At 64.7% G+C, this 25,547-nt stretch carries 26 protein-coding genes; 17 read left to right on the forward strand and 9 right to left on the reverse strand.

The genetic code is table 11. The features are described from left to right. Nucleotides 1-70 precede the first annotated feature (70 nt). From ACOQOU_RS02480 to ACOQOU_RS02505, 6 genes are all read left to right on the forward strand, one after another. Nucleotides 71-1,312, forward strand: a complete 1,242-nt coding sequence (locus ACOQOU_RS02480; protein ID WP_306025879.1) for a urate hydroxylase PuuD — start codon at nt 71-73, stop codon at nt 1,310-1,312. Between the two features lie 89 nt (nt 1,313-1,401). Continuing rightward, entirely contained in the window at nt 1,402-1,941 is a 540-nt protein-coding gene (locus ACOQOU_RS02485) for a sigma-70 family RNA polymerase sigma factor (protein ID WP_306025880.1), read from the forward strand. Further along, nucleotides 1,938-2,633 (forward strand): anti-sigma factor, encoded by a 696-nt coding sequence (locus tag ACOQOU_RS02490; RefSeq protein ID WP_306025881.1) that lies wholly within the window; start codon nt 1,938-1,940, stop codon nt 2,631-2,633. The genes ACOQOU_RS02485 and ACOQOU_RS02490 overlap by 4 nt, the downstream gene beginning before the upstream one ends. Nucleotides 2,634-2,746: 113 nt before the next feature. Then, on the forward strand, nt 2,747-3,307 hold the full coding sequence (locus tag ACOQOU_RS02495; RefSeq protein WP_109767635.1) for a fasciclin domain-containing protein: 561 nt from the start codon (nt 2,747-2,749) through the stop codon (nt 3,305-3,307). A 59-nt stretch (nt 3,308-3,366) separates the two neighbouring features. After that, nucleotides 3,367-3,891, forward strand: coding sequence for a peptide-methionine (R)-S-oxide reductase MsrB (msrB, locus tag ACOQOU_RS02500; RefSeq protein WP_306025882.1), 525 nt, complete (start codon nt 3,367-3,369; stop codon nt 3,889-3,891). After that, nucleotides 3,884-4,279 (forward strand): DUF4345 family protein, encoded by a 396-nt coding sequence (locus tag ACOQOU_RS02505; protein ID WP_306025883.1) that lies wholly within the window; start codon nt 3,884-3,886, stop codon nt 4,277-4,279. The genes msrB and ACOQOU_RS02505 overlap by 8 nt, the downstream gene beginning before the upstream one ends. A 25-nt stretch (nt 4,280-4,304) precedes the next feature. On the opposite strand, the gene ispD is transcribed toward ACOQOU_RS02505, so the two are convergent. Genes ispD through ACOQOU_RS02545 form a run of 8 tightly spaced genes read right to left on the reverse strand, consistent with a single transcriptional unit; the run spans nt 4,305 to nt 11,789 of the window. Then, complete coding sequence (ispD, locus tag ACOQOU_RS02510) at nt 4,305-5,057, reverse strand: 2-C-methyl-D-erythritol 4-phosphate cytidylyltransferase (protein ID WP_306025884.1); 753 nt, start codon at nt 5,055-5,057, stop codon at nt 4,305-4,307. A 60-nt stretch (nt 5,058-5,117) separates the two neighbouring features. Next, nucleotides 5,118-5,720: a hypothetical protein gene (locus ACOQOU_RS02515; RefSeq protein WP_420578831.1), complete on the reverse strand. Its 603-nt coding sequence runs from the start codon at nt 5,718-5,720 to the stop codon at nt 5,118-5,120. An 11-nt stretch (nt 5,721-5,731) separates the two neighbouring features. Beyond that, complete coding sequence (locus ACOQOU_RS02520) at nt 5,732-6,307, reverse strand: hypothetical protein (RefSeq protein ID WP_420578832.1); 576 nt, start codon at nt 6,305-6,307, stop codon at nt 5,732-5,734. A 36-nt stretch (nt 6,308-6,343) separates the two neighbouring features. Then, nucleotides 6,344-7,291 carry a carbohydrate kinase family protein gene (locus ACOQOU_RS02525; RefSeq protein WP_306025887.1) on the reverse strand — a complete coding sequence of 316 codons (948 nt, stop codon included), beginning with the start codon at nt 7,289-7,291 and terminating at the stop codon, nt 6,344-6,346. Next, entirely contained in the window at nt 7,288-8,343 is a 1,056-nt protein-coding gene (locus tag ACOQOU_RS02530; RefSeq protein WP_306025888.1) for an ABC transporter ATP-binding protein, read from the reverse strand. The genes ACOQOU_RS02525 and ACOQOU_RS02530 overlap by 4 nt, the downstream gene beginning before the upstream one ends. A 50-nt stretch (nt 8,344-8,393) precedes the next feature. After that, nucleotides 8,394-9,239: a carbohydrate ABC transporter permease gene (locus ACOQOU_RS02535; RefSeq protein WP_109767641.1), complete on the reverse strand. Its 846-nt coding sequence runs from the start codon at nt 9,237-9,239 to the stop codon at nt 8,394-8,396. Nucleotides 9,240-9,242: 3 nt separating this feature from the next. Then, entirely contained in the window at nt 9,243-10,190 is a 948-nt protein-coding gene (locus tag ACOQOU_RS02540) for a carbohydrate ABC transporter permease (RefSeq protein WP_306025889.1), read from the reverse strand. Nucleotides 10,191-10,229: 39 nt separating this feature from the next. Further along, on the reverse strand, nt 10,230-11,789 hold the full coding sequence (locus tag ACOQOU_RS02545) for an ABC transporter substrate-binding protein (RefSeq protein ID WP_306025890.1): 1,560 nt from the start codon (nt 11,787-11,789) through the stop codon (nt 10,230-10,232). A gap of 264 nt (nt 11,790-12,053) precedes the next feature. Here ACOQOU_RS02545 and ACOQOU_RS02550 point away from each other — a divergent pair, with 264 nt between their 5' ends. The 6 genes from ACOQOU_RS02550 to ACOQOU_RS02575 all read left to right on the forward strand — a co-directional run bounded on the left by ACOQOU_RS02550 (nt 12,054) and on the right by ACOQOU_RS02575 (nt 18,913). Then, entirely contained in the window at nt 12,054-13,385 is a 1,332-nt protein-coding gene (locus tag ACOQOU_RS02550; RefSeq protein ID WP_306025891.1) for an NAD(P)H-dependent oxidoreductase, read from the forward strand. Further along, nucleotides 13,378-14,397: a thiamine pyrophosphate-dependent dehydrogenase E1 component subunit alpha gene (locus ACOQOU_RS02555; protein WP_109767645.1), complete on the forward strand. Its 1,020-nt coding sequence runs from the start codon at nt 13,378-13,380 to the stop codon at nt 14,395-14,397. Before ACOQOU_RS02550 ends, ACOQOU_RS02555 begins: the two co-directional genes overlap by 8 nt. Then, nucleotides 14,394-15,404: an alpha-ketoacid dehydrogenase subunit beta gene (locus ACOQOU_RS02560; protein ID WP_109767646.1), complete on the forward strand. Its 1,011-nt coding sequence runs from the start codon at nt 14,394-14,396 to the stop codon at nt 15,402-15,404. Before ACOQOU_RS02555 ends, ACOQOU_RS02560 begins: the two co-directional genes overlap by 4 nt. Next, nucleotides 15,404-16,690: an acetoin dehydrogenase dihydrolipoyllysine-residue acetyltransferase subunit gene (locus ACOQOU_RS02565; protein ID WP_306025892.1), complete on the forward strand. Its 1,287-nt coding sequence runs from the start codon at nt 15,404-15,406 to the stop codon at nt 16,688-16,690. The genes ACOQOU_RS02560 and ACOQOU_RS02565 overlap by 1 nt, the downstream gene beginning before the upstream one ends. Before the next feature lie 30 nt (nt 16,691-16,720). Next, the gene (locus ACOQOU_RS02570) at nt 16,721-17,758 is read left to right on the forward strand and encodes a sugar-binding transcriptional regulator (protein ID WP_342633491.1); all 1,038 of its coding nucleotides are present in this window, start codon (nt 16,721-16,723) and stop codon (nt 17,756-17,758) included. Between the two features lie 153 nt (nt 17,759-17,911). Beyond that, nucleotides 17,912-18,913: a YeiH family protein gene (locus tag ACOQOU_RS02575; protein ID WP_306025893.1), complete on the forward strand. Its 1,002-nt coding sequence runs from the start codon at nt 17,912-17,914 to the stop codon at nt 18,911-18,913. A gap of 48 nt (nt 18,914-18,961) precedes the next feature. On the opposite strand, the gene ACOQOU_RS02580 is transcribed toward ACOQOU_RS02575, so the two are convergent. After that, nucleotides 18,962-19,765 (reverse strand): DeoR/GlpR family DNA-binding transcription regulator, encoded by an 804-nt coding sequence (locus tag ACOQOU_RS02580; RefSeq protein WP_346433276.1) that lies wholly within the window; start codon nt 19,763-19,765, stop codon nt 18,962-18,964. Between the two features lie 236 nt (nt 19,766-20,001). Between ACOQOU_RS02580 and glpD the strand changes: the two genes are divergently transcribed. From glpD to ACOQOU_RS02605, 5 genes are read left to right on the forward strand one after another with little or no spacing between them, the layout of a single operon-like run. Beyond that, entirely contained in the window at nt 20,002-21,606 is a 1,605-nt protein-coding gene (gene glpD, locus ACOQOU_RS02585; RefSeq protein ID WP_306025895.1) for a glycerol-3-phosphate dehydrogenase, read from the forward strand. Between the two features lie 25 nt (nt 21,607-21,631). Then, entirely contained in the window at nt 21,632-22,720 is a 1,089-nt protein-coding gene (locus ACOQOU_RS02590; protein WP_109767649.1) for an ABC transporter ATP-binding protein, read from the forward strand. Nucleotides 22,721-22,729: 9 nt separating this feature from the next. After that, nucleotides 22,730-23,809: an ABC transporter ATP-binding protein gene (locus ACOQOU_RS02595; protein ID WP_306025896.1), complete on the forward strand. Its 1,080-nt coding sequence runs from the start codon at nt 22,730-22,732 to the stop codon at nt 23,807-23,809. After that, nucleotides 23,809-24,681, forward strand: coding sequence for a carbohydrate ABC transporter permease (locus tag ACOQOU_RS02600; RefSeq protein WP_109767651.1), 873 nt, complete (start codon nt 23,809-23,811; stop codon nt 24,679-24,681). The genes ACOQOU_RS02595 and ACOQOU_RS02600 overlap by 1 nt, the downstream gene beginning before the upstream one ends. After that, complete coding sequence (locus ACOQOU_RS02605) at nt 24,681-25,541, forward strand: carbohydrate ABC transporter permease (protein WP_375565500.1); 861 nt, start codon at nt 24,681-24,683, stop codon at nt 25,539-25,541. Before ACOQOU_RS02600 ends, ACOQOU_RS02605 begins: the two co-directional genes overlap by 1 nt. Nucleotides 25,542-25,547 lie beyond the last annotated feature (6 nt).

A 25,547-nucleotide genomic window follows, 5' to 3' on the forward strand; every position in this document is an offset into this window, starting at 1 on the left:
TTGCCATCGATACCAGAACAATGCCGTTCCGCATAGTCTGCCGCCGTTTCGGGCTTGCGGGAGGCATGCAATGTACGACTTCGCCGTCATGTGGGAATGGGTGGGCTTCGCCGTGCGCTGGCTGCACGTCATCACGGCGATCGCGTGGATCGGCTCGTCCTTCTATTTCATCGCGCTCGATCTGGGCCTGCGCAAGGCGCCGCACCTGCCCCGGGGCGCCCATGGCGAGGAATGGCAGGTCCATGGCGGCGGTTTCTACCACATCCAGAAATATCTGGTCGCGCCCGAACAGATGCCCGACCATCTGACCTGGTTCAAATGGGAGAGCTATGCGACCTGGCTGTCCGGCGCGGCGCTGCTGATGATCATCTACTGGGTCAGCGGCGAACTCTATCTTCTCGATCCGACCAGGGCCGAACTGTCGCTGTGGCAGGGCATCGCCATTTCCGCCGCCTCGATCGGCATCGGCTGGCTGCTCTACGACCAGCTCTGCAAGTCCAAACTGGGCGACTATCCGACCGCGATGATGCTGGTCCTGTTCGTCATCATCGTGGCGATGAGCTGGGGGCTGAACCAGGTCTTCACCGGCCGCGCCGCGCTTCTGCATCTGGGCGCCTTCACCGCGACCATCATGACCGCCAACGTCTTCTTCATCATCATGCCGAACCAGCACATCGTGGTGAATGATTTGAAGGAAGGCCGCACGCCGGACCCCAAATACGGCAAGATCGCCAAGCTGCGCTCGACCCACAACAACTATCTGACCCTGCCGGTCATCTTCCTGATGCTCTCCAATCATTATCCGCTGGCCTTCGCCACCGATTTTGCATGGATCATCGCGAGCCTGGTCTTCCTGATGGGCGTGCTGATCCGGCATTTCTTCAACACCATGCACGCCCGGCAGGGTCATCCGCACTGGACGCTTGCCGCCTCGCTGATCCTGTTCGTCATCATCGCCTGGCTGTCGACCGCGCCGATGCTCGACACATGGGAGGAGGCCGAAGCGCGCGCCCTGACGCCCCATGAACAACAGTTCGCCGATGCCGAAGGCTTCCGGAACGCCCATGACATCGTGCTCGGCAATTGCGCCATGTGCCACGCACGCGAGCCGGTCTGGCAGGGCATTTTGTGGCCGCCCAAGGGTGTGGTCCTTGAAACCGAGGCCGATGTCGCCCGCCACGCGCAGCAGGTCTTTCTTCAGGCCGGCGTCACCCACGCCATGCCGCCGCCAAACGCCATTGCGACGATGGACGACGAAAGCCGCGCCGCGCTGGCGGCATGGTATCGCAACGCCACCGCCGGCGACAGGTAACCGGCACGCACTGCCGCTCAGCGGCATTGCCCACTCGATCTGGCGCGCAACTTGCGCTAGCAATCGAGGGCCGACAGAGGGCCAGGGCGTTGAGCCGAGAGAATATCGAAAATCTGATCGCCGCCGTCGCCCTGCGCGACCGCAAGGCGCTGACGCACCTCTACGCTCTGACGTCGGCGAAACTGTTCGGGGTCTGCCTTCGTGTCTTGAAAGACAGACAGGATGCCGAGGATGCGCTGCAGGAAGCCTACATCAAGATCTGGAACGGAGCCGGCCGCTACGGCGCCGGAGGCTACAGTCCCTTGTCGTGGCTGATCGCGATCGCGCGCAACACCGCCATCGACAAGGTGCGCGCCCGGCGACCCGACCCTGTCGACATCGATGAAGCCGCCGACCTGTCGGACGATGCGCCGGGTCCGGAAGCGACCGCCATCGCAGCCTCCGAGGGCCGGCGGATCGATCTGTGTCTCGACGAGTTGGATGCGCGCCGCGCCGATGCGGTGCGCGCCGCCTATGTCGAGGGATATTCCTATCAGGAACTGGCCGACCGCCACGCTGTGCCGCTCAACACGATGCGGACCTGGCTGCGCCGGAGCCTTGCCAGACTCAAGGAGTGCCTTGAGCGATGAGCGCCAACGAAACCGCCCGTCCCGACGATGCAACCGTCGCCGAATATGTGCTGGGTACGCTGCCCCATGCCGAGCGCGTCGCGTTCGAGAAGCTGTTGCGCGATGACGCCGTGCTTCGCAAGGCCGTCGCCGACTGGAGCAACCGTCTTGCCCCACTGGCCGACGAGATCGAAGCGGTCGAGCCGCCGGCGGCCGTTCTCGCCAACATCGAGGCGGCGCTGTTCGAACCGGCTGCCGGCCCCGCTCCCTTCTGGCAGCGGCTCGGCGTCTGGCGCGGGCTTGCCGTCGCTTCGCTCGCCGGCATGATCGTCTTTGCCGGCCTTTATGCGCAAACGCTGCAGCCGGACGATCCGGCAACCCGCCTGATCGCCACCGTCTCGGGCGCCCAGAGCGACGTGCGACTGGCGGCGCTTTACGAGCCGGAGACGCGCACCTTGCGGTTGAACCGGCGCGCCGGCACGCCCGAACCGGACCGGGCATTCGAACTCTGGCTGATCGCCGGCGATGCGGCGCCCGTTTCGCTCGGCGTGCTGCCGCAGAGCGCCGCCTTCCTCGTCGACGTGCCGGAAGCGCTGGCCGGCCGCATCGGCGATGGCGCGGTCCTGGCCGTCAGCGACGAGCCGGGCGGCGGCTCGCCGACAGGACAGCCCACCGGGGCGGTGCTCGCGACCGGCGAGATCACCGCACTCTGACCGGCCGATCGTGCGGTGCATTTTTTTTGCCCGACCCTGAAACTTTCTCCCCGGCATCCTCGTGACTGCTGTCACCCCGCCCGCAACGGGCCGGGAAAACGAGGAGATCATCCATGCCCATCAAACGCACGCTCACCGCCATCGCCGCCGCAACTGCGCTCACTGTCGCCGCCGGCGCCGCCTTTGCCGAAAACCCCATGGTCGGCGGTGCCGCCATGTACGATGACAAGAACATCATCGAGAACGCGGTCAACTCCGCTGACCACACGACGCTGGTTGCGGCCGTCAAGGCCGCAGGTCTCGTCGACACGCTGCAGGGCGATGGCCCGTTCACGGTCTTTGCGCCGACCAACGCGGCATTCGATGCGCTGCCCGAGGGCACGGTCGAAAGCCTGCTCCAGCCGGAAAACAAGGATCAGCTCACCAAGATCCTGACCTGCCATGTGCTGGGCGCCGAAGCCATGTCGGACGCCATCTCGCAGATGGTGATGGACGATGGCGGCATGCACCCGGTGACGACCGTCGGCGGCTGTGAGTTCACCGTCATGACCGAGGGCGACGCCATCATGATCAAGGACGGCCAGGGCCGTGTCGCCACCGTCACGATCGCCGATGTCGACCAGTCCAACGGCGTCATCCACGTCATCGACACGGTGCTGCTGCCCGCATCGTAAGACAACGCATCGGCGCGGGCGCCCGTCCGGGCGCCCGCCACCACGAACGGGAGGCACACATGAACCGTCGAATCTTCCTACTGTCCGGCGCGGCCGCTCTTGGCGCCGCCGGCACGATCTACGGCACGTGGCAGCTGCTCGATTCCGGCCGCCGGAACATCACCGGCAACGCCCGCGCGGGCGCTTTCGAGATCACCCGGACGGAGGCGCAATGGCGCGCCATGCTCACCGAGGCGCAATTCGCGGTCCTGCGGCAGGAAGCCACCGAACAGCCCGGGTCCAGCCCGCTCAACGATGAAAAGCGCGCCGGCACCTATCATTGCGCCGGATGCGACCTGCCGGTCTATGCATCGGACGCCAAGTTCGACAGCGGTACCGGCTGGCCGAGCTTCACCGAGGCACTGCCGGACGCCGTCCGCACGAAACCGGACAATTCCCTGTTCGCGACCCGCACCGAGGTCCATTGCCGGCGCTGCGGCGGCCATTTCGGCCACATTTTCGACGACGGTCCCGAGCCGACCGGCAAGCGCCATTGCCTGAACGGCCTGGCGCTGACGTTCCGGCCCGACAATGCCGATGCCTGACGGCGCTGCGGGCCGCGAGCGGACCGTTTTCCGTCTCGCCGTCTTCGTGCTGGCTTTCGTGCCGGTTTCGGCGGGCCTTGCCGGCACCCTTTTGGGCGCGGGGCTTCCGGGCCTTGAGGCGGCGGCCGAAGCGGTCAATCTGGACAGCCATATTCGTTACCTGTCCGGGCTTCTGCTCGGCATCGGACTTGGGTTCTGGAGCACGGTCATGCGTCCGGCGATCAGGCTCGACCGCTTCCGCCTCCTTGCCGTGATCGTCATCGCCGGCGGCGCCGCGCGGCTCTTGTCGCTGCTGCTCGCGGGCTGGCCGGATGCGCCTCACGTCGCCGCCTTGGCCATGGAACTGGTGGTCACGCCGGCGCTGCTCGCCTGGAGCATGCGCCTGTGAAGGCAGCCGTCCGGCCGCGCATGCTTCAACCCCTTTGGGATCGCCCGCCGGGCAATATGATGACGGTATCGTCTTCGGGCGAAGCATCGGCCCTGTGCGCATCGAACCCATGGACATCGGCCAGCGCGCGGTCGAGATCGTCGGCGGTCGTGATCTTGTAGTTTTGTTCCGAACCCGGAACCAGCCGAACCGCGATGCCGGCCTCACGCGCAACGGCGACATCGTCGGCGCCCGTGCCGTCATGGGCTCGATGGGCGGCAAGGATCTTGGCGAAATCGAACCCCTGCGGCGTCTGAGCCCGCCAAAGACCCGTGCGCGCGACCGGTTCGCCCGCACCGCCGCCCTCCTCCTTCCAGAGCGCATCGACGACCGGCAAGGCGGCCAGTGCGCCGTCGCTGAAGCCGAGGGCGGCAATCACATCCTCGATCACGGATACTGGCACGAACGGCCGCGCCGCGTCGTGAATGAGCACCAGGTCCGGATTGTGCGCTTCGAGCGCTTCAAGGCCACGCCGGACGGACTGCGCGCGCGTTTCACCGCCATCGACTGCCGGCAACAGGCGCGCATCGTCCAATCCCGCCAGCGCCGCAGCGCAAAGCTCCGCGTCTCCGGGATGGATGACCGGCACGATGAAACTCGTCCGCTTCAGGCCAAGGAACGTCTCGGCGACGCGCCTCAGCGAACAGGCGCCGGCCAGTTCGATATACTGCTTGGGCATCTCGGCGCCCAGCCGGCGGCCGCGCCCCGCGGCGACAATGACGATGCCGACCGAACTCATGACGCAAGCACCTCGGCCAAGGGCATGGCGGAGGGGCGAACCGGCATATGGGCCAGGCGATCAGTCAACGGCCTTCAGCGTCTCTTGCTTGTAGAACCGGTCGGCAAGGCCGCGAATGCGCCCCGTCCGAAACAGGTGCGGGACGGACCATTGCGGCTCATCCCCGGCGAAAAGGTCGAGAAAGGCCATCGCCAGCGACGGATCGTCGGCCACATTCTCCTTGAAGCTCCACCATGTGCGTGTCTCGTTCAAAAGGGCGCTCGTGTGCTGCTCGCCGTGATAGTCGCCTTCCAGCACCAATCCGCGCACATTGAGGCAGAAGACCACGTAGAGATAGCCTTCCGGCCAGAAATAGGCCGGGTTGGTGGTGTCGGCCCCGCCCGGCAGCACGGGCTTCATCTCGATCAGCGTGCGCAACATCAGACCCGCCGCAAAACCCACATAGGCCGGCTTGTCCTCGTCGCGTTCGGGTTTCTGTGCCTGAAAATCCTTGAGCCACTGGGCGAAAACGGCTGCAAGGCGCCCGTGATCGACGGTGTAGCGCGTTCCCGTCTCGCGCGATGTCTGTTCGGCCTGTTCCTCGAATGCCTGGACGAACCAGCGCAGCCGCTGCGCCGATTTGCGGATCGGCTGTTCGCTGTCGGTCGAGGCGGGAAGCGTCATGTCCGTTGGCCCTAAAGATGCGCTGCGAGCGATTCCATGTGCCCGGCCAGCAGCGCCCGGTCAACCAGCGCTGCGCGGGTCTCCTCGCCCATGGCTGTCACCAGCGCCGAGGCAAGATCGAGCAGCTTTTCCTCCTCCTCCATGGTCTCGGCCCGCATCGCCAGAAGCCAGACCATGATGGAAACGAGACCGGTATCGATCGCCGCGCGATCCGCATCGCTGCCCAGCATGGTCTCACTGATCATCAGATGATGCTCGTGGCCGGCATCGCGCAAATGCTCCCACGCATAGGCGATCACGACCGCCATCGTCGCCAGCGCGTCGCGATCACCGGCCCCTTGCGACAGGACGCGGGACGAAGCACGCACGCTCTCGAGCGTGATCGGCGCGGTCATCAGCCGCTTGCCGGCACCCTCGATCGCATGCACCGCCGAGCGGAACCCGTCGCGCACCGTGCCGGGCAGCAGCGCCGCCGCCGGCTCCAGCAGTTCCTCGGTCACTTCGGCCAGCGTCGCCACGCCGCGCAGCGCATCGCGCAGCGGCAATTGCAGGGCTGTCAGCCGGGGTATGGGCGGCTGTTCACGCATGTCCCGTTCCTCTTCATCGGCACGGCCGGCATCCTATCACCGCGTCGGTGTGGTTTCCATGAAGGCCCGCGTCGCCTCTAGCGAGGTGACGACCGCCTGCGAGCCCAATCCCATCGCGTTCTGCGCCGAAGCCGCCTGCCCCATGCGCAGGCAATCCTCCATCGGCAGGCCGAGATGCAGCCCGGTGGCAAATCCCGCATTGAAGCAATCGCCACACCCGCACGTGCACACCACGTCGATCGAAAACGCGGGCAGATCGATCTTGTTTCCCTGCTGGTCGCGATACATCGCCCCCTTGTCGCCAAGCGTCAGGATCACCGCGCCGGTGCCCTGATCGAGCAGGAACCGCGCGATCTCCTCGAAATCGGTCAGCCCGGACAGCGCCATCGCTTCCTCTTCCGACGGCATGAAGAAATCGGTGTGCGCGAGCAGCGGGCGAACCAGCGGCAGATCGTCGGGCGTCGACGCGAAGACATCGAGCGTCGTCCGGCAGCCGCGCTTTCTTGCTTCGGCCAGCACGTCCGCCGTGCGCCCCTTGTCCATCCTGTCCATCAGCCCGACGCCACCGACATGCAAGATCGCGGTGTCCAGGACGCGGTCGATCTGGTCGTCGCCGACGAAAAAGCCCGCCGTTGCCCCGCGCTTGTGCAGCGCCGGACGGGCGCCGTCGGGCCTTGTCGTCACGACGCTCGACGATGTCGTATGATCCGGGCAGCGCTGCATGTTGGCCGTGTCGATGCCGAAGTCGGCAAGCCTGCGCAGCACCCAGTCGCCCATCAGGTCCTCGCCGACGCCGCCCACCGCCTGCACCGACAGCCCGTGCTTGGCCGCAACGATCGCCGCCGAACCGGCGGCCCCGGAAACCGCGATGGTGAACTCGTCGACGAAATAGGTCCCGCCGCCGGGCGGAATGTCCGTCACAGGCCGGCACAGCGCGTCGAACGTGTAAAAGCCCATCGATGTGTAATCGAACGTCATGATCACTCCCGGCGCAGGCGTTCGCCGCTTTCACCGTCGAACAGATAGATCCTGTCGGCGTCGAACCGCACATTTTCGGTCGCGCCCAGCGGCGCACGGTAGGTGCGATCGGCCTTGATTTCAAACAGCTTTTCGCCAGCCTGCAGGGTCAGATAGGTCAGATCGCCGGTGGGTTCGACGCCATAGACCTCGCCGGTCAGGTCGATGTCCTCGTCGGTGACATGGCAATCCTCTGGCCGGACGCCAAGCGTCACCTTGCCGCTGACCCCTGCGGGAAGACCGGGAACCTTCACGCCCGGCGCGGTGAACACGCCATCGGCGACCTCGCCCTCGACCAGGTTCATCGGCGGCGAGCCGATGAAGTTGGCAACGAACGTGTTGGCCGGGTCGTTGTAGATCTCGTCCGGCGTGCCGATCTGCTGGATCAGGCCCGACTGCATGATCACGATCCGGTCGGCGAGCGTCATCGCCTCGATCTGGTCGTGCGTCACATAGACGGTGGTGATCCGCAACTCGCGCTGGATGTGCTTGATCTGCACGCGCATCGCCTGGCGCAGCTTGGCGTCGAGGTTCGACAGCGGCTCGTCCATCAGGAACACTTGCGGCGCGCGCACGATCGCCCGCGCCAGGGCTGCCCGCTGGCGCTGGCCGCCGGACAGCGCGCCCGGCTTGCGGTCGAGATAATCGGTCATCTCGACCAGCCCGGCGGCGCGCCGCACCAGTCCGTCATGTTCGGCGCGCGGCACGCCGCGCATGCGGAGCGGAAAGCGGATGTTCTCGTAGATCGTCATGTTCGGATAAAGCGCATAGCCCTGGAACACCATCGCTACATCGCGGTCGCGCGGATCGATGTCGTTCATCGTCTCGCCGTCCATGACGATCTCGCCCTCGGTCGGCTCTTCAAGGCCCGCGATCATGCGCATGGTCGTCGTCTTGCCGCAGCCCGACGGACCGAGAAAGACGATGAACTCCTCGTCGGCAATGTCGATATTGACATCGCGCACGCCCCAGGCTTCGCCCCACCGCTTCTGGATGCCGTTGAGTTCGATACGCGCCATGTTTCAGCTTTCTTTCATTGTGCGGGTTTCAAACCCGATACTCGTCGCCATCATCCGCCCTTGACCGCGCCCATCGTCAGCCCGCGGCTCAGATGCTTCTGGATCGCGACGACCACGAGGAAAACCGGCACGAAGGCGAGGAAGGCAACAAGCGCGATCGCGTTGTAGATGACGCCGTCCGACCCGCCGGTGAAATTGGCGAGCGCCACCGACATCGTATAGGCGTTCGGCGTCGAGGCGATCAGCAGGGTGAACAGGAATTCGTTGATCGCAAAGATCATCGCGATGACTGACGCCGTGATGATGCCCGGCAGGATTGCCGGAATGATGATCTCCCACAGGATGCGCATGTCGGACGCGCCATCCGTGCGCGCCGCATCCTCCAATTCCTTGGGGATGTCGAGCATGTAGGAGCGGATGATCCATGTCACGAACGACAGGTTGATCGCCGCATAGATCAGCATCAGCGCCCAGATTGTGTCCAGAAGGCCCGCATTGCGGAACAAAAAGAAGATCGGGATCGCCACGATCGCCGGCGCCATCATGCGGGTCGACAATATGTAGAAGGCGATGTCGTCACGGCCGCGATACTCGTAGCGGGCCAGCGAATAGGCCGCCGGAATTCCGAGCACCAGATCGATCAGCACCGAGCCGAAGATCGCCAGGATCGAGTTGCGGAGATACTTGGCCATCGGCCAGTCCTCCCAGATCATGTGCCAGGCATCGAGGCTGAAGGTCGGCCAGTAGATCGGCTGCGGCGTGATGATCTCGACGCGCGGTCTGAGCCCGATCGACAGGAACCAGAGCACCGGCATCAGGCAGAACAGCGCCCATGCGCCCAGGATCAGGTAGCGGACGAACAGGTTCTCACCGCGTTTTCTGCGTTGCGAAGCCATGGCCTACGTCCTCACCGACACGAAGGCGCGCTTCACGACGAGCTGCGCGATGATGATGGTAATGATCAGCATGACGACGGACGCCGCCGACGCGTATCCGAAATTGAAGAACTTGAAGCCGGTCCGGTAGATGAAATAGCTGATCGTCTCGGTACCGAAGGCCGGCCCGCCCTTGGTGATGATGAAGACGTTGGTGAACATGGTCGTGATGTCGATACCGCGCAGGATCAGCGCCACGGCGATCACCGGCTTCATCAGCGGCAGCGAGATGTTCCAGAAGATGGCCGCCCAGGACGCGCCGTCGAGCCGCGCGGCCTCTTCCACCTCTTCATCCTGCCCCTGAAGGGCGGCGACGAAAATGATGAACAGGAATGGCGTCCATTGCCAGACATCGGCGATGATCAGAAGGCCACGGCTCATCCAGATTGAGGACTGGATCGCCAGATTGCCGTCGATCAGCCCGATGCGGATCAAAAGGTCGGAGACGACGCGGGCATCGAGAAAGGCCAGCTTGAAGATGAAAGCGACCGCGGAAGGCATGAACAGCATCGGCACCAGAAAGATGATGCGCCAGCCCTGCACCCACGGGTCGCGATAGGCGTAAAACGCCAGCGTCAACGCGATCAGGCATTGCAGCGTCAGCGATATCGAGCCGATGACGAACGTGTTCCAGAGCGCGCCCCAGAACTGGTGGTCGTTGAAAAGCTTGACGTAATTGGCGAAACCGACCGGCTGCCACGGCCCGAACTTGACCGCGTGGAAGCTCTGGATGATCGCATAGACGCCCGGATAGAGCGTGATCAGAAACAGGTAGATGACGGCAGGCGCCACCAGCAGATAGGGAAACCAGGCCTTGAGCCGCTTGTTGCGCCGTCTTGGCCTTGGCCTTTGTGTTACCATGGCCGGGGCGACCGCAGTCGCCCCGGCATCAGGCAGGGAGGGAGTGCCCATCAAGAGCTCCAGGTGCCGTCGATTGATCGTGCCTGCCGATCAGAATGGCAGATCGCGACCCTCTCCGACATAGAGACCCGGCGCGGCGGCTGCGTAATCGACAGGATCGTTGCCCTGGTAGAAGCCGTTTTGCGTCATGATCTCGCGTACGGCGGTGGCCGCGTTGTCGAGCGCTTCCTTGGCGGTGATCTGTCCGACCACGGCACGGTTGATCTCGTTGCCGATCGCCTGTTCGATCGGGAACGCTCCGGGCAGACGCGGCGAGCACCACGCATGCTCCAGGCTGTCGCCCCAGACCTTGGCCGGCTGCGAGACCTTCTGCAGATTGTCGTTGCGCAGGACCGATTTGTAGCCCGGCGCCACGCCGTTCGCATTGGCCTCGTTCATCGCCATGATCGACGAGGTCGTCAGGAAGGCGAGCATCAGAAACGCACCTTCCGGGTTCTGGCTGGACGCCGCAACGCATGAGGTCGAGCCGGCAATGTTGGGCGGCGCGAAACGGCCGCCTTCGATGCGCGGCTCGTAAATCGTCACGAAGTCGTCGACGATTTGCGACTGGTCGGGCCGCATCGCCTGGGTGCCCGAATCCTGCCAGCTGATGTTGGTGGCGACCTGACCGCCGAGCCACGCGGCCCGGTTCTCCGGCCAGCCGGCGCCGGCATGGCCTTCATTGGCGTTCTTGGCCAGTTCGAGAATGATCTCCAGTCCCTTCATGCCGGCATCGCCGTTGAAGATCGGCTCCCAGTTCTCGTCAAACAGCATCATGCCGGCCTGCGCGGCGATGTGTTCCCACGTATAGGTCGACCAGAAGCCCGGCGCGGCCATCAGGCCGACACCGGAAACGCCCGGTTCGATATTGTTGAGCTCCTTGGAAACCCGGATGAGCTCGTCATAGGTCGGGATGGAATTGACCTTGTCAACCTCGCCGCCCAGAAGCTGCTCCATGTAACCTTTGCGGACATGGACCATCTGGATGTCGCAGTCGAACGGAATGCCGTACATCTTGCCGTTGAACAAGCCGTAATTGAGCCGGTAGGTGTCGTAGAAGTCGTCCAGCGGCAGGCCCCATTTGTCGGCGAACTCGTCGAGCGGCGCGAGGAAGCCGGGCGCCGCGAAGTCGCCCATCCAGGGCGAGAAGAACTGCAGCGCATCGAACGAGGCGTTGCCCGAGATGAATTCGGCCAGCGCCTTGTCATAGAAGCTGTCGTCCGGGATCGGCACCAGTTCGACCTTGATGCCGGAAAGGGCCTCGAACGGCGCCAGGCCTTCCGCCGCCGATTCCTGGTCCGCCGCGCCGATGGCAAAGCGCACGGTCGAGCCGGCCAGCTCGCTGCGCACCGCCTCCCAGTCCACCGTGCGAATCCAGTCGGTCGACGGATCCCACATCGTGTCGGCATTGGTCAGGCTGTAGAGGTCGCGATAGTCCTCGCGCACATACTGCTCGATCGAGATCTGGTCGAGCACGGTCTGCGGGTCCGGCAGGTCCGTACTGGCGAAGGCACGGCCCACGAGGCCCGTCCCCGCGCCGGCGGCGACCAGACCGGCGGCCGAGCTTGTCTGCAAGAACGAGCGCCGTGACAGGTTTCCAGCGAATTTCATGGTTGGTTCCTCCCTTCGGGTGCCAGATCGCCTGACTGCCATCGCACCCGAACTCGATGACAGCAGATTGAACATTTGACTTCTTGTGCAGACTTTTGTGCAAGTCACACTCTCTGTCAAGCGTTCATTTCTCCCCAATCGGCGCACCGAAGCGGCGTGGCCGACGCGGTGGCTTGATGTCAGATTGGACTTTACGAACATTTGCATTGACACTTGGACGTAAGTTCACAATGCTTTAGCGACTGGTCAACTCATAGGTGTTTCATGACATCCAACATAGCGCTCACCGGTCTCGCCCGCGACCTGGCCGAGCGCGCCGCATCGGGCAAACCTGTCCGCATCGGCCTTGTCGGCTCGGGCGAAATGGGCACGGACATTGTCACCCGTGCTGGCATGATGGACGGCGTCGATGTCGCCGCGATCGCCGACATCGACCCGGCGGCTGCGCACAGGGCGGTCGAGATCGCGCACCAGGCGCCCGGACACAGCGCCGATGCGGCCAATGCCGACGCGATCAATGCCGCCATCGAATCGGGCAGGACCGCGATCACCTCCGCCGACGCGATGCTCGAATCAGGGCTGATCGATGTGGTGGTCGATGCGACCGGAGTTCCCGCTGTCGGCGCCGAGATCGGACTGTCGGCGATGGAACGCGGCAAACACCTCGTCATGATGAATGTGGAGGCCGATGTCACGATCGGCGCCTATCTGCGCCGCGAGGCCGACCGGCTCGGCGTGGTCTACAGCCTGGGCGCAGGCGACGAGCCCTCCTCCTGCATGGAGATCATCGAGTTCGTCGCAGCGATGGGACACAGGATCGTCTGCGCCGGAAAGGGCAAGAACAACCCGCTTAACTTCGATGCGGTTCCCGACCAGTATGCCGCCGAAGCTGCCGCGCGCCACATGAACCCGCGCATGCTTGTCGAGTTCATCGACGGCTCCAAGACCATGGTGGAGATGTCGGCGATCGCCAACGCGACGGGCCTGGTCCCCGATATTGACGGCATGCATGGCCCCGCCGCCGGGCCGAAGGACCTCGCCAAGACACTGATCCCCAAAAAGGATGGCGGTGTCCTGTCCGACATTGGCCGGGTCGACTATTCGGTCGGCCAGGGACTTGCACCGGGCGTCTTCGTCGTCTGCGAAGCCGAGCATCCGCGCGTCTGGGAGCGCATGTCGGACCTGAAGATGGGCGAAGGCCCCTATTTCGCGTTCATCCGCCCCTATCACCTGACCTCGCTCGAAGTGCCGCTGACCTGCGCCCGCGCGATGCTGCACGGCAAGGCCGACATGATCCCGCTGGATAAGCCCGTCGCCGAGGTGGCTGCCGTCGCCAAGCGCGATCTTGAGCCCGGCGAAACGCTCGATCTGCTCGGCGAATACACCTATCGCGCCTGGGCGCTGGAAGCCGGCCGCGCCCGAACCTTGAAGGCGCGGCCGGCCGGCGTGCTGCCGGACGCCACGGTCACCCGCCCCATTCGCAAGGGCGAACTGATCACCACCGAGAACAGCCGCCTGCCCGAGGGATCGAAGATCGCCGAACTGCGTGCCCGCCAGGACGCAATGGTCTTCGGAAAGGAACTGGCCGATGCCTGACAGCACCGCCACCGACCGCAACGTTCCCTACGCGATCCGCGCCTATTCGCCCGATCAGCTGATCGAGGCATTGCGAAAGATGTATCTGATCCGCCGTTTCGAGGAAGGCGCCGAGGACAGCTACACGCGCGGCCTGATCCACGGCACCATGCATTTGAGCATCGGACAGGAAGCGTCCGCCGTCGGCGCCTGCATGTCGCTGACCGACGACGACAAGATCACCTCGACCCACAGAGGCCACGGCCACTGCGTCGCCAAGGGCGCCGATCTGGGCAAGATGTTCGCTGAGTTCTTCGGCAAGGAGACCGGCTATTGCCGCGGACGCGGCGGCTCGATGCATATCGCCGATGTCGAAAAGGGCAATCTGGGAGCCAACGGCATCGTCGCCGGCGGCATCCCGATCGCCGTCGGTGCGGCCCTGTCGGCCAAGCGGCTTGGCACCGGCGCGGTCACGGTCTGCTTTTTCGGCGATGGCGCCAACAATGAGGGCGCTTTCCACGAGGCGCTCAACATGGCCTCGATCTGGAAGCTGCCCGTCGTTTTCGTGTGCGAGAACAACCGCTATGGCATGTCCACATCGACCGAACGCTCGACGGCGGTGAAGTCCATCGCCGATCGCGCGGCCGCCTACTCCATGCCGGGCGAACGGGTCGACGGCAACGACTTCTCGGCCGTCACCGAGGCCGTCGATGCGGCCGTGGCGCGCGCGCGCAACGGCGATGGCCCGAGCCTCATCGAAAACGTGACCTACCGCTGGCGCGGCCACTCCAAGTCCGACCGCAACCGCTACCGGACCAAGGAGGAAATCGCCGAATGGCAGGAGCGCGATCCGATCGCCCGGATGGCGGCCATGCTCAAGGAACACGGCATCACCGACGATGCGGCGGTCGCGTCCATCGAAAAGGATGTCGAGCAGGCCGTCGAGGCGGCCATCGCGTTCGCCAAGGACAGCCCCGCCCCCCGGATCGAAGACGCAACCCGCGATGTATATTCGCCCAAGGTGGCGGCATGAACGCGCAGGCGGGCATCGAAGTGCGCGAGATTTCCTACGCGCAGGCGATTCGCGAAGCGATGGACATCGCGCTGTCGGAAGACGAGCGCGTCATCCTGATGGGCGAGGATATCGGCGTCTATGGCGGCGCCTTTCAGGTGACCGGCGATCTGGTCGACAAGTACGGCACCGACCGGGTGATGGACACGCCGATCTCCGAATTGGGCGGCGCGGGCGTCGCCGTCGGCGCCGCGATGACCGGTCTGCGCCCGATCTTCGAGTTCCAGTTCTCCGATTTCGCCACGCTGGCCATGGAGCAGATCGTCAACCAGGCCGCCAAGGTGCGCTACATGCTCGGCGGCGCCGTCTCCGTGCCCCTCGTCATGCGCTTTCCGGCAGGCTCGGGCACCGGCGCGGCGGCCCAGCATTCGCAGAGCCTTGAAGCGTGGCTCGGCCATGTGCCGGGCCTCAAGGTCGTCCAGCCGGCAACGCCGGAAGACGCCAAGGGACTGCTGCTCGCCGCATTGGACGACCCCGATCCCGTGATGATCTTCGAGCACAAGCTGCTCTACAAGATGAAAGGCCAGGTCCCGTCTGGCCGCTACACCACGCCGATCGGCAAAGCGGCAGTCCGCCGCGAGGGCGGCCACGTCACCATCGTCGCAACGGCGATCATGGTGCACAAGGCGCTCGATGCGGCCAAGGCCCTTGAGGACGAAGGCATCGAGGCCGAAGTGATCGATTTGCGCACCATCCGTCCGCTGGACGGGGACACCGTGCTCGCATCGGTGCGCAAGACCGGCAAACTTCTGTGCGTATACGAAGCGGTGAAGACGCTCGGCATCGGCGCCGAGGTCAGTGCGATGGTCGCCGAAAGCGATGCGTTCGACTTTCTCGATGCGCCGATTGTCCGGCTTGGCGGTGCCGAAAGCCCGATCCCCTACAATCCCGAACTGGAAAAGGCCGTCGTGCCGCAAGTGCCCGATATCATCGAAGCGGCGCGCGGATTGGCCGAAGGCCGCACCTGATGCCCACCGAGATCATCATGCCCAAAGTCGACATGGACATGGAGACCGGCAAGATCGCCGCCTGGCATGTCGAAGAGGGCGCGAGGGTCGCCGAGGGCGAGCCGATCTTCGACATCGAAACCGACAAGGCGGCGATGGAAGTTGAGGCACCGGCCAACGGAACGCTGCATCACCTTGTTCCCGAAGGCGCCGAGGTGCCGATCGGCGCGCCGGTGGGCTGGCTCTATGCCGAGGGCGAAGAGGTTGGTGAGCCACCCGCCGAACGAGCGCCTGAACCTGAAGTTTCAGCCAATGCGCCGGACGGCGTACCCGAGACGGAAAGGCCGACAGGCCGGCCCGCCGCGTCAAACACGGAGGCGGCGCAGAACGACAAGCCCCGCGCGACTCCCAAGGCGCGAAAGCTGGCGCGCGACAACGGCATCGATCTGGCGACGCTTAACGGGTCGGGCCCGCGCGGCCGCATCCAGGCCGCCGATGTGGCCGTGCTCGACGATCGGCAGCACGCGGCTCCGGTGCCGCCCGCATTTAACAACGAGGCCGGACCGCTCTCGGTCATCCGCTCCAGGGGCGGCACGGGCACGCCAATCGTCCTGATCCACGGCTTTGCCAATGAGGCCGCCGCATGGTCGCCCATCGAGTCGCATTTGAGCCAACGCCCACTCATTCGCATCGAACTGCCCTGCCACGGCAAGTCGCCGAAGCGTCGCCTGTCGGGCTTTCCAGAACTCGTGTCCTATGTCCGGCGGGCTTTCGACGATCTCGGCCTCGAAGCCGCGCATCTTGTCGGCCACAGCCTTGGCGGCGCCGTCGCGCTCGCCATCGCCGACACGCGCGGAAACCGCGTCGATGGTCTGACGCTGATTGCGCCGGCCGGCCTTGGCCCCGATATCAACGGCGCGGTGATCGACGGGATCGGCCGTGCGACACGCGCCGAAGGCCTTGGACCGTGGCTCCGGCAACTGGTCGCCGACGACACAATCATCACCGACCGCTATGTCCGCGCGGCGATGATGTCGCGGAAGGACCCGGACCTGCGCGCCGCGCAAATGGCCATGGCCGACGTGCTGTTTCCGGACGGCACGCAGGCCTTCGATCTGCGCCCTGCCATTGGCCGCCTCGCCATGCCCGCGCGGATCGTCTGGGGCAAGCGCGATGCGATCATTGACTGGCGCCACGCGCTCGGCGCGCCGGGCCACATTGCCCTTCACCTGTTCGACGGTCTCGGCCACCTGCCGCACTTGGAGTCCCCCGACGCGATTGGACAACTCATCGCCGCGACCTTATGAGCAAGGAGGACCGGGCAAGGGATCAGGCTGATGCCGGAACACGCAATGGACGAACCGCGCGGCGCCGGTTCACGGCACGCGCGAGACATGCACCGCGACATTCGCATCCGCGCGGCCTGGCTCTATTATGTCGAGGGCCTCAAGCAATCCGATGTGGCCAAGAAGCTCGGCGTGAACCGGGTGATGATCACACGGCTCCTGTCTGAGGCCCGCGCGCGCGGCGAGGTCAACATCCGCATCAAGTCGGACATCGCTCCGGTCGTCGCGCTGCAGCGCGATCTCGAGGAGACGTTCGGGCTGAGCCGGGCGATCGTCGCCCCGTTCCCCGACGCGGGCGGCGACCCGACCCGCGCGATCGCCTCGGCGGCCGGCGCCTATGTCTCGCAACTGATCGAAAACAACATGACCGTCGGCGTCGGCTGGGGCCGCACGCTGCACACCATGCTGCCGTTCATCGAAGGCCGGGCGACCGAGGGCACGCGTGTCGTTTCGCTTCTGGGCGGGATCGCCCAGGCGCGGCGCTTCAACCCGGCCGAATTCGCCTGGCAGTTCGCCGAACTGTTCAACGCCGAGGGCTATCTCATTCCCGCGCCGGCCGTCGTCGATTCGGCGCAGACCAAGCATGCGCTTCTCGAGCATTGCGGCCTCGAACAGATCTTCCAGATGGCCGAAACCTGCGATGTCGCGCTCCTGTCGTGCGGCGGCATCACCTCTCTGACCACCTCCTATCGCGTCGGCCATGTCTCCGAAGCCGACCGCCAGTCGATGATCGAGGCGGGCATCATCGGCGATCTACTCTACAACTTCGTCGACGCGAGCGGTCATCCGGCGGACCATCCGGTTAACAGCCGCGCCATCTCCATGCCGATCGACCGGCTCGCCCGCATCGAAAACAAGCTTCTGATCAGCGGCGGGCCCGAAAAGACCGAGATCATGCTCGCCCTTCTGAAGTCGATGGCGCCAAGCGTCCTGGTCACTGACGAGATCACGGCCGGACGGCTGCTCGACGCGCACTCGCCCAACGCGCCGGCGTCCCGAAACGCCGAAAGACGGGGCCTGCCCGCCTGACGGATCGGGGCGCCGCCGCCACGGCGCAACGCTGCGATGCTGCTGCGCCGCCCTCATTGTCTGTGCTAGCGGGATGCTGATGGCCGACACACCCGATCGAAAGCCCGCTCCACGGCCGACCAAGCCCGGCACGCGCCGCAGCGGAACAAAGACGTGCGAAGCCTGATCCGCCAACGCTACGGACAGGCGGCCACGATCTTCCGCGGTCTCGGCCTGGCCCTGACGATTGCCGCCGCCGCGGCCTTCCTGGGCGCCCATTACGGCGCACCGGCCATGCTGTTCGCGCTTCTGATCGGCATGGCGTTCAACTTTCTGGCACATGAGAGCCACATCAAGCCCGGCGTCGATTTCGCCGCCTCCGCCTGCCTGCGCCTCGGCGTGGCGCTGCTCGGCGTGCGGCTCAGCTGGGCCGATTTCCAGTCACTCGGCCTCTACCCCGTCATCGCCGTCATCGCGCTGGTCGCGCTGACGATCCTCGCCGGCATCGCCCTGTCGCGCCTTCTGGGCCGCGGCGCGCGGCTCGGCATCCTGACAGGCGGATCGGTGGCCATTTGCGGTGCGTCGGCGGCGCTGGCGCTCGCATCCGTCCTGCCCCGCGACGCACGCCTGGAACGCGACACGCTGTTCACGGTCGTTGCCGTCACCACGCTGTCGACGATCGCCATGGTCGCCTATCCGCTTTTGTTTGCCGCGCTCGATGCCACGGACGCGCAGACCGGCATGCTGATCGGCGCGACGATCCACGATGTGGCGCAGGTGGTCGGTGCCGGATATTCGGTCAGCCGGGAAGCGGGCGATACCGCCGTCATGGTCAAGCTGATGCGCGTGGCGCTCTTGCCGGTCGTGCTTCTCGCGGTGATCGTCGCGCTCGCCAACGGCAAGGCCGATGGCGGCAAGATCACCCTGCCCTGGTTTCTGGTCGCCTTCATCGCGCTGGCCGCGATCAACACCCTTGGTCTGATCCCCGCACCGGTTGCGTCGGCCGCCGAATCCGCCTCGCGCATCCTGCTGATCACCGCCATCGCCGCGCTGGGCGTGAAGACCGCGCTCAAGCAGATGGCCGATCTCGGCGGCGGCTACATCATGCTGGTCGTCGCCGAGACGGCGCTCCTGCTCGCCATGGCCATCGTTTTCGTCAAGCTGTTCGTCGCCTGAACAATTGGCCGTGCGAAGCGCCGTATCGGCTCCCGTGGAACAGAGCGGTCAGTCGGCGACGAAAACGTCCGTGCCCCACTCGCGGCAGCGCGCCTGCAGTCCGTGCGGCAGCGGCTTGTCGATGAAGATGGCGTCCAGTTCGGCGAACGAGGCGATACGCACGGGCGCGGTCCGCTCGAACTTCGAGGCGTCCGTCACCAGATAGACCTTGCGCGCATGGCGAATTATCGATTTCGACACTCGCACCTCGCGCAGGTCGAAATCCAGAAGATCGCCCTCCTCGTCCAGCGCCGACGCGCCGATGATGGCGATATCGACCTTGAACTGCTCGATCATTTGCGTCGCCAGATCGCCGACGAGCCCGCCATCGGAGCGGCGCAGCGTGCCGCCCGACACGATGATCTCGCAGCTTTCGTTGGCCGACAGGATGTTTGCGACATTGATGTCATTGGTCACGACCGTGATGTTCTCGTGATCGAGCAGTTCGTGCGCCACCGCCTCGGTCGTCGTGCCGATATTGATGAACAGCGATACGTTCGTGGGCACATGGTCGCTTACCATCCGCGCGATGCGCTCCTTTGCCTCGGCATTGAGCTTGCGGCGTTCTTCATAGACGATGTTGGTGACGCCCTGGCGGATCGTCGCGCCGCCATGCACCCGGTCTATCTTGCCCTCATTGGCAAGCTCGCCCAGATCGCGCCTTATTGTCTGCACCGTAACGTCGAAACGCTCGGCCAGCGCCTCGACGGACGCCTTCCCCTCCGCCCGCATTAACGCGAGAATCTCGTTGCGCCTCAGCCCCGATCCCACCGGCTCTCCTCCGTTTTTGCGAACCGTGCCGCAGACCCGCACAGAAAACAATCACCGGTCTGAACTGGTCCGAACCGGCCCTGACCCACCCGTCCGGCCCGCATATTCGCTGTTTCCTGCGGCCCAAAGCGATTTGGATGCTTGTTTTCCCACATTTTCTATCGAAATGCAAAACGAACATGAAAATGTGAAATTTCGAAAAAAACGCAAAAAAACGAAAATTTCGATTGCGTGCCGCCCTACCTTGTGGTGTGCTTGAACGCGGAGGAACATCATTCATGCCCACGGATCAACGCCGCGACGCCGCGGTGGACATCTTCGTCATTGGCGGCGGCATCAATGGCTGCGGCATCGCGCGCGACGCCGCTGGCCGCGGCCTGTCGGTGACGCTGGCCGAGATGAACGACCTGGCATCGGCAACCTCCTCGGCTTCGACCAAGCTGTTCCATGGCGGCCTGCGCTACCTCGAATATTTCGAGGTCCGCCTGGTCCGCGAGGCGCTGATCGAACGCGAGACGCTGCTCGCGGCGATGCCCCACATTTCATGGCCGATGCGCTTCGTCCTGCCGTTCCACCGCGACATGCGGTTCGAGAGCGAGACACCGACATCCAAGCTTCTGTCGGCGATCATGCCCTGGATGAAGGGCCGCCGCCCGGCATGGCTGATCCGGCTTGGCCTGTTCATCTACGACAATCTGGGCGGGCGGAAGGTGCTGCCTGCCACCCGGACGCTCGATCTGACCAGCGATCCGGCCGGCGCACCGCTTCAGGACCGATTCGCCAAGGCGTTCGAATATTCCGACTGCTGGGTCGAGGATTCGCGGCTTGTCGTCCTCAACGCCCGAGACGCCGAGGACAAGGGCGCCCGGATCATGACGCGCAGCCGCGTCATCTCGGCCGAACGCGACGGCGAGTTGTGGGCGGTCACCACGCGGAACGAACAGGGTGCGACCGAAGTCCATTATGCAAGGGCGCTGGTCAATGCGGGTGGGCCGTGGGTCGAGGACGTGGTCCGCAACACGGTGCGCCTGAACACGTCCGAAGGCGTGCGGCTGGTACGCGGCAGCCACATCGTCACCAAACGGCTCTACGATCACGACAAGTGCTATTTCTTCCAGGGCGAGGATGGCCGGATCATCTTCGCCATCCCCTACGAGACCGACTTCACGCTGATCGGCACCACCGATCAGGAGCATGACGGCGCGCCGCACGATGCGGTCTGCACGCCCGAGGAACAGGATTATCTGACCGCCTTCGCATCGCGCTATTTCAAGAGGCCGGTGACGCGCGACGACATCGTCTGGACCTATTCGGGCGTTCGTCCGCTCTATGATGACGGCGCCAAGTCGGCGACCGCCGCGACCCGCGACTATGTCCTGTCGCTGGACGATGCCGCCGGCGCCCCGCTGCTGAACGTGTTTGGCGGCAAGATCACCACTTACAGGCGCCTGGCCGAAGGTGCGCTAGCCAAGCTCAAGCCGCACCTTTCGCAGATGGGCGAGCCGTGGACGGCACGTGCACCGCTGCCCGGCGGCGACTTTCCCGTCGACGGGTTCGACGACCTGGTCGCGCAGGTGTCGGGTGACTATCCGTTCCTGGACGATAGCTGGGCGCGGCGCCTCGTGCGCGCTTATGGCACCGATGCGCGGAAGCTTCTTGGCGATGCCAGGAGCGACGAGGATCTCGGCTCCGATTTCGGCGCCACGCTGACCGAAGCGGAAATATGCTGGCTGATCGACCGGGAGTATGCGCGCACGGCCGACGATGTGGTCTGGCGCAGGTCCAAGCTCGGCCTGCGGCTCGATGCGCAGCAGCAGGCCGCCATCGACGCATTCATGCGGGCCCAGCACGTCATGGGCAACAACAACGCGGCGGCCGAATGATGCCGGCGCGCGGGAGGATCGGACGATGACGCTGCAACTCGATGGCGTCACCAAGCTGGTGAACGGTCAGGTTCACATCCACGAAACGGACCTGACGCTGGAAAAAGGCACGATGAACGTGCTGCTCGGGCCGACGCTTTCGGGCAAGACCTCGCTGATGCGGCTGATGGCCGGCCTCGACCGCCCCGCCGCCGGGCGTGTCCTCTGGCAGGGCGACGATGTTACAGGCGTGCCCGTCCAGCGGCGCGGCGTCGCCATGGTCTACCAGCAGTTCATCAACTATCCGGCGATGACGGTCTACGACAACATCGCTTCGCCCATGCGGCTATTGGGCAAGACCAAAGCGGAAATCGACGCCGCAGTGCACAAGGCGGCAGACCTGATGAAGCTGACGCCGATGCTTCAGCGCAAGCCGCTCGAACTGTCGGGCGGCCAGCAGCAGCGCTGCGCGCTCGCCCGCGCGTTGGTGAAGGATGCGGGCCTTGTGCTTCTCGACGAGCCGCTCGCCAATCTGGACTACAAGCTGCGCGAGGAACTGCGTGTTGAGATCCCGAAGATATTCGAGGAGTCCGGCGCGATCTTCGTCTATGCGACGACCGAACCGGAAGAAGCGCTGCTGCTGGGCGGCAGCACGGCGACACTGTGGGAGGGCCGCATCACCCAGTTCGGCCCGACGCCCGAGGTCTACCGCAATCCGCAGGACGCGACCACCGCGCGCGTCTTCTCCGATCCGCCGATGAACTTCCTGCGCATTTCCAAGGCCGGGCCGAAGCTCCTGTTCGGCGACGGCCAATCCTGCCCGGCAACGGGCCGGCTCGGCGAACTCGACGATGGCCGCTATCTGGCGGGCTTCCGGCCCAACCATCTCGAACTCGACCAGCACGTGCCCGACGCGCTCGAATTCAACTGCAATCTGGCCGTCACCGAGATCACCGGCTCGGAGACCTTTGTGCATCTCGACCATCATGGAGAGCGCTGGGTCGGTGTCATTCACGGCGTGCGCGACCTGACGATCGGCGATCCGCTGACGGTCCATCTCGACCCGGCCCATGTCTACATCTTCGCCGATGACGGCGCGCTTGTCGCTCCGGCGGCCTATGCGCAGGCGGCGTGAGGAAATCCCATGGCAAAGATCACACTGTCGCATCTCGCCCATTCCTACCTGCCCCATCCGGCATCGGAGGACGATTTCGCGCTCAAGGAAATGAACCATGTCTGGGAGGACGGCGCGGCCTACGCGCTGCTCGGCCCGTCCGGCTGCGGCAAGACCACGCTTTTGAACATCATTTCGGGGCTCTTGCACCCGTCCCAGGGCAGCATCCTTTTCGGCGACACCGACGTGACCGAGGCGCCGACGACAGCGCGCAACATCGCCCAGGTGTTCCAGTTCCCCGTCGTCTACGACACGATGACCGTGCGCGACAATCTCGCCTTCCCGCTCAAGAACCGTGGCGCCGAACCCGCCTACATTGCCAGCCGCGTCGCCCAGATCGCCGAGATGATCGGCATGGAAGACCAGCTTGGCCGGCGCGCGCGCGGGCTGACGGCCGACGCCAAGCAGAAGATTTCGCTTGGCCGCGGCATGGTGCGCGAGGATGTCAACGCGATCCTGTTCGACGAACCGCTGACCGTCATCGATCCGCACATGAAATGGGCCCTGCGCACGCAGCTCAAATCGCTGCACCGCGAGTTCGGCCACACCATGATCTACGTCACCCACGACCAGACCGAGGCGCTGACCTTCGCCGACAAGGTCGTCGTGATGTATGACGGTCGCGTGGTGCAGATCGGCACGCCCGAGGAGCTGTTCGAGGCGCCGGGCCACACCTTCGTCGGCTATTTCATCGGCTCGCCCGGTATGAATGTGCTGGACGCCAACATCGAGGGCGACCGGGCCTACATCAACGGCGCTGAAATCCCGCTGTCGCGCGGCTATGGCGAATTGGGCGGACGCGTGCAGATCGGCGTGCGACCCGAATTCGTGTCGCTGACCGCTGACCGGGACGGCCTACCGGTCAATGTCCGCCGCATCGAGGATGTCGGCCGGCACAGGATCGTGCGCGCCGACTTCTTCGGCACCGACATCTCGATCATCGCCGGCGAGGAAACGCCCGTCAGCGCGGATATGAACCGGGTCACCTTCTGGCCCGACAAGATCGGCGTCTATGTCGACGACTGGCGCGTCACCGGGGGGGCTGCGTGATGGAAAAGACTGTCAACCACAAGGCGTGGTTCCTCGTCCTGCCGGTTCTTGTGCTGGTCGCTTTTTCGGCGGTGATCCCGTTGATGACGGTGGTCAACTATTCGGTGCAGGACTCGTTCGGCAACAACCAGTTCTTCTGGGTGGGTATCGAATGGTTCCAGGAAATCCTGACCTCCGAGCGCATCCACAACGCGCTGGGCCGGCAGCTCATGTTCTCGGCGATCATTCTCGCGATCGAAATCCCGCTCGGCGTCTTCATCGCGCTCAACATGCCCAAGCGCGGCATCTGGGCATCGGTGTGTCTGGTCCTGATGGCGCTGCCGCTGCTCATTCCCTGGAACGTCGTCGGCACCATCTGGCAGGTCTTCGGCCGCGTCGATATCGGGCTTCTGGGCCACACGCTCGCCGCCATGGGCATCGACTACAACTACACCCAGGATGCATTCGACGCCTGGGTCACCGTCATCGTCATGGATGTCTGGCACTGGACATCGCTCGTCGCGCTTCTGGCCTATGCCGGGCTGCAGTCGATCCCGGAAGCCTACTACCAGGCCGCCAAGATCGACCAGGCGAGCCGCTGGGCCGTGTTCCGCTACATCGAACTGCCCAAGATGCAGGGCGTGCTGCTGATCGCCATTCTGCTGCGCTTCATGGACAGCTTCATGATCTACACCGAGCCGTTCGTCGTCACCGGCGGCGGGCCGGGCAACGCGACGACCTTCCTGTCGATCGATCTGGTGAAAATGGCGCTCGGCCAGTTCGATCTCGGCCCCGCCGCCGCGTTCTCGATCATGTACTTCCTGGTCATCCTGCTGATTTCGTGGGTGTTCTACACGGTCATGACCAATCTCGACAAAAGGGAGGGCGCGTGATGGCCCATACCGCCGCCACCACCGGCTCCGCCGCGCGAGCCACAACCATCGCGCTGCCGCGCATCAATGGCCGCGCCCTGGTGATGATCGCCTATCTGACGTTTCTTCTGCTGCCGATCTACTGGCTCCTGAACATGAGCCTGAAGACCAACACCGAAATTCTCAACACCTTCACGCTCTGGCCGAACGACATCACGTTCGACAATTACCGCACGATCCTGACCGACCCGGCGTGGTATATGGGTTACGTCAACTCGCTGATCTATGTGGTCATGAACACGGTGATTTCGCTCGCTGTGGCGCTGCCCGCCGCCTATGCGTTCAGCCGCTACCACTTCATGGGCGACAAGCACCTGTTCTTCTGGCTTCTGACCAACCGGATGGCGCCGCCCGCGGTTTTCGCCCTGCCCTTCTTCCAGCTCTATTCGTCGGTCGGCCTGTTCGACACGCACATCGCGGTCGCGCTCGCGCACTGCCTGTTCAACGTGCCGCTGGCGGTCTGGATCCTCGAAGGCTTCATGCGCGGCGTGCCCAAGGAGATCGACGAAACTGCCTATATCGACGGCTACTCGTTCCCGCGCTTCTTCGTGAAGATCTTCATGCCGCTGATCGCGTCGGGCATCGGCGTCGCCGCCTTCTTCTGCTTCATGTTCTCATGGGTGGAACTTTTGCTGTCGCGCACGCTGACCACGGTCGATGCCAAGCCGATCGCGGCGATCATGACCCGCACGCAGGGCGCCGCCGGCATCGACTGGGGCGTGCTGGCGGCCGCCGGCATCCTGACGATCATTCCGGGCGCGCTCGTCATCTATTTCGTCCGCAACTACATCGCCAAGGGCTTTGCCCTGGGCCGGGTTTGAGGGAGC

It is taken from the genome of Oceaniradius stylonematis (assembly GCF_965223445.1).
GTDB lineage: Bacteria > Pseudomonadota > Alphaproteobacteria > Rhizobiales > Rhizobiaceae > Roseitalea > Roseitalea stylonematis.

What these genes read in the sequence shown, in the direction of transcription:
- ispD (WP_306025884.1), bottom strand. Translation starts at nt 5,057, where the DNA reads ATGAGTTCGGTCGGCATCGTCATTGTCGCCGCGGGGCGCGGCCGCCGG.
- ACOQOU_RS02565 (WP_306025892.1), top strand. Translation starts at nt 15,404, where the DNA reads ATGCCCACCGAGATCATCATGCCCAAAGTCGACATGGACATGGAGACC.
- ACOQOU_RS02555 (WP_109767645.1), top strand. Translation starts at nt 13,378, where the DNA reads ATGCCTGACAGCACCGCCACCGACCGCAACGTTCCCTACGCGATCCGC.
- ACOQOU_RS02505 (WP_306025883.1), top strand. Translation starts at nt 3,884, where the DNA reads ATGCCTGACGGCGCTGCGGGCCGCGAGCGGACCGTTTTCCGTCTCGCC.
- ACOQOU_RS02600 (WP_109767651.1), top strand. Translation starts at nt 23,809, where the DNA reads ATGGAAAAGACTGTCAACCACAAGGCGTGGTTCCTCGTCCTGCCGGTT.
- ACOQOU_RS02535 (WP_109767641.1), bottom strand. Translation starts at nt 9,239, where the DNA reads ATGGCTTCGCAACGCAGAAAACGCGGTGAGAACCTGTTCGTCCGCTAC.
- ACOQOU_RS02560 (WP_109767646.1), top strand. Translation starts at nt 14,394, where the DNA reads ATGAACGCGCAGGCGGGCATCGAAGTGCGCGAGATTTCCTACGCGCAG.
- glpD (WP_306025895.1), top strand. Translation starts at nt 20,002, where the DNA reads ATGCCCACGGATCAACGCCGCGACGCCGCGGTGGACATCTTCGTCATT.
- ACOQOU_RS02495 (WP_109767635.1), top strand. Translation starts at nt 2,747, where the DNA reads ATGCCCATCAAACGCACGCTCACCGCCATCGCCGCCGCAACTGCGCTC.
- msrB (WP_306025882.1), top strand. Translation starts at nt 3,367, where the DNA reads ATGAACCGTCGAATCTTCCTACTGTCCGGCGCGGCCGCTCTTGGCGCC.
- ACOQOU_RS02550 (WP_306025891.1), top strand. Translation starts at nt 12,054, where the DNA reads ATGACATCCAACATAGCGCTCACCGGTCTCGCCCGCGACCTGGCCGAG.
- ACOQOU_RS02545 (WP_306025890.1), bottom strand. Translation starts at nt 11,789, where the DNA reads ATGAAATTCGCTGGAAACCTGTCACGGCGCTCGTTCTTGCAGACAAGC.
- ACOQOU_RS02540 (WP_306025889.1), bottom strand. Translation starts at nt 10,190, where the DNA reads ATGGGCACTCCCTCCCTGCCTGATGCCGGGGCGACTGCGGTCGCCCCG.
- ACOQOU_RS02480 (WP_306025879.1), top strand. Translation starts at nt 71, where the DNA reads ATGTACGACTTCGCCGTCATGTGGGAATGGGTGGGCTTCGCCGTGCGC.
- ACOQOU_RS02515 (WP_420578831.1), bottom strand. Translation starts at nt 5,720, where the DNA reads ATGACGCTTCCCGCCTCGACCGACAGCGAACAGCCGATCCGCAAATCG.
- ACOQOU_RS02605 (WP_375565500.1), top strand. Translation starts at nt 24,681, where the DNA reads ATGGCCCATACCGCCGCCACCACCGGCTCCGCCGCGCGAGCCACAACC.
- ACOQOU_RS02590 (WP_109767649.1), top strand. Translation starts at nt 21,632, where the DNA reads ATGACGCTGCAACTCGATGGCGTCACCAAGCTGGTGAACGGTCAGGTT.
- ACOQOU_RS02490 (WP_306025881.1), top strand. Translation starts at nt 1,938, where the DNA reads ATGAGCGCCAACGAAACCGCCCGTCCCGACGATGCAACCGTCGCCGAA.
- ACOQOU_RS02570 (WP_342633491.1), top strand. Translation starts at nt 16,721, where the DNA reads ATGCCGGAACACGCAATGGACGAACCGCGCGGCGCCGGTTCACGGCAC.
- ACOQOU_RS02595 (WP_306025896.1), top strand. Translation starts at nt 22,730, where the DNA reads ATGGCAAAGATCACACTGTCGCATCTCGCCCATTCCTACCTGCCCCAT.
- ACOQOU_RS02520 (WP_420578832.1), bottom strand. Translation starts at nt 6,307, where the DNA reads ATGCGTGAACAGCCGCCCATACCCCGGCTGACAGCCCTGCAATTGCCG.
- ACOQOU_RS02530 (WP_306025888.1), bottom strand. Translation starts at nt 8,343, where the DNA reads ATGGCGCGTATCGAACTCAACGGCATCCAGAAGCGGTGGGGCGAAGCC.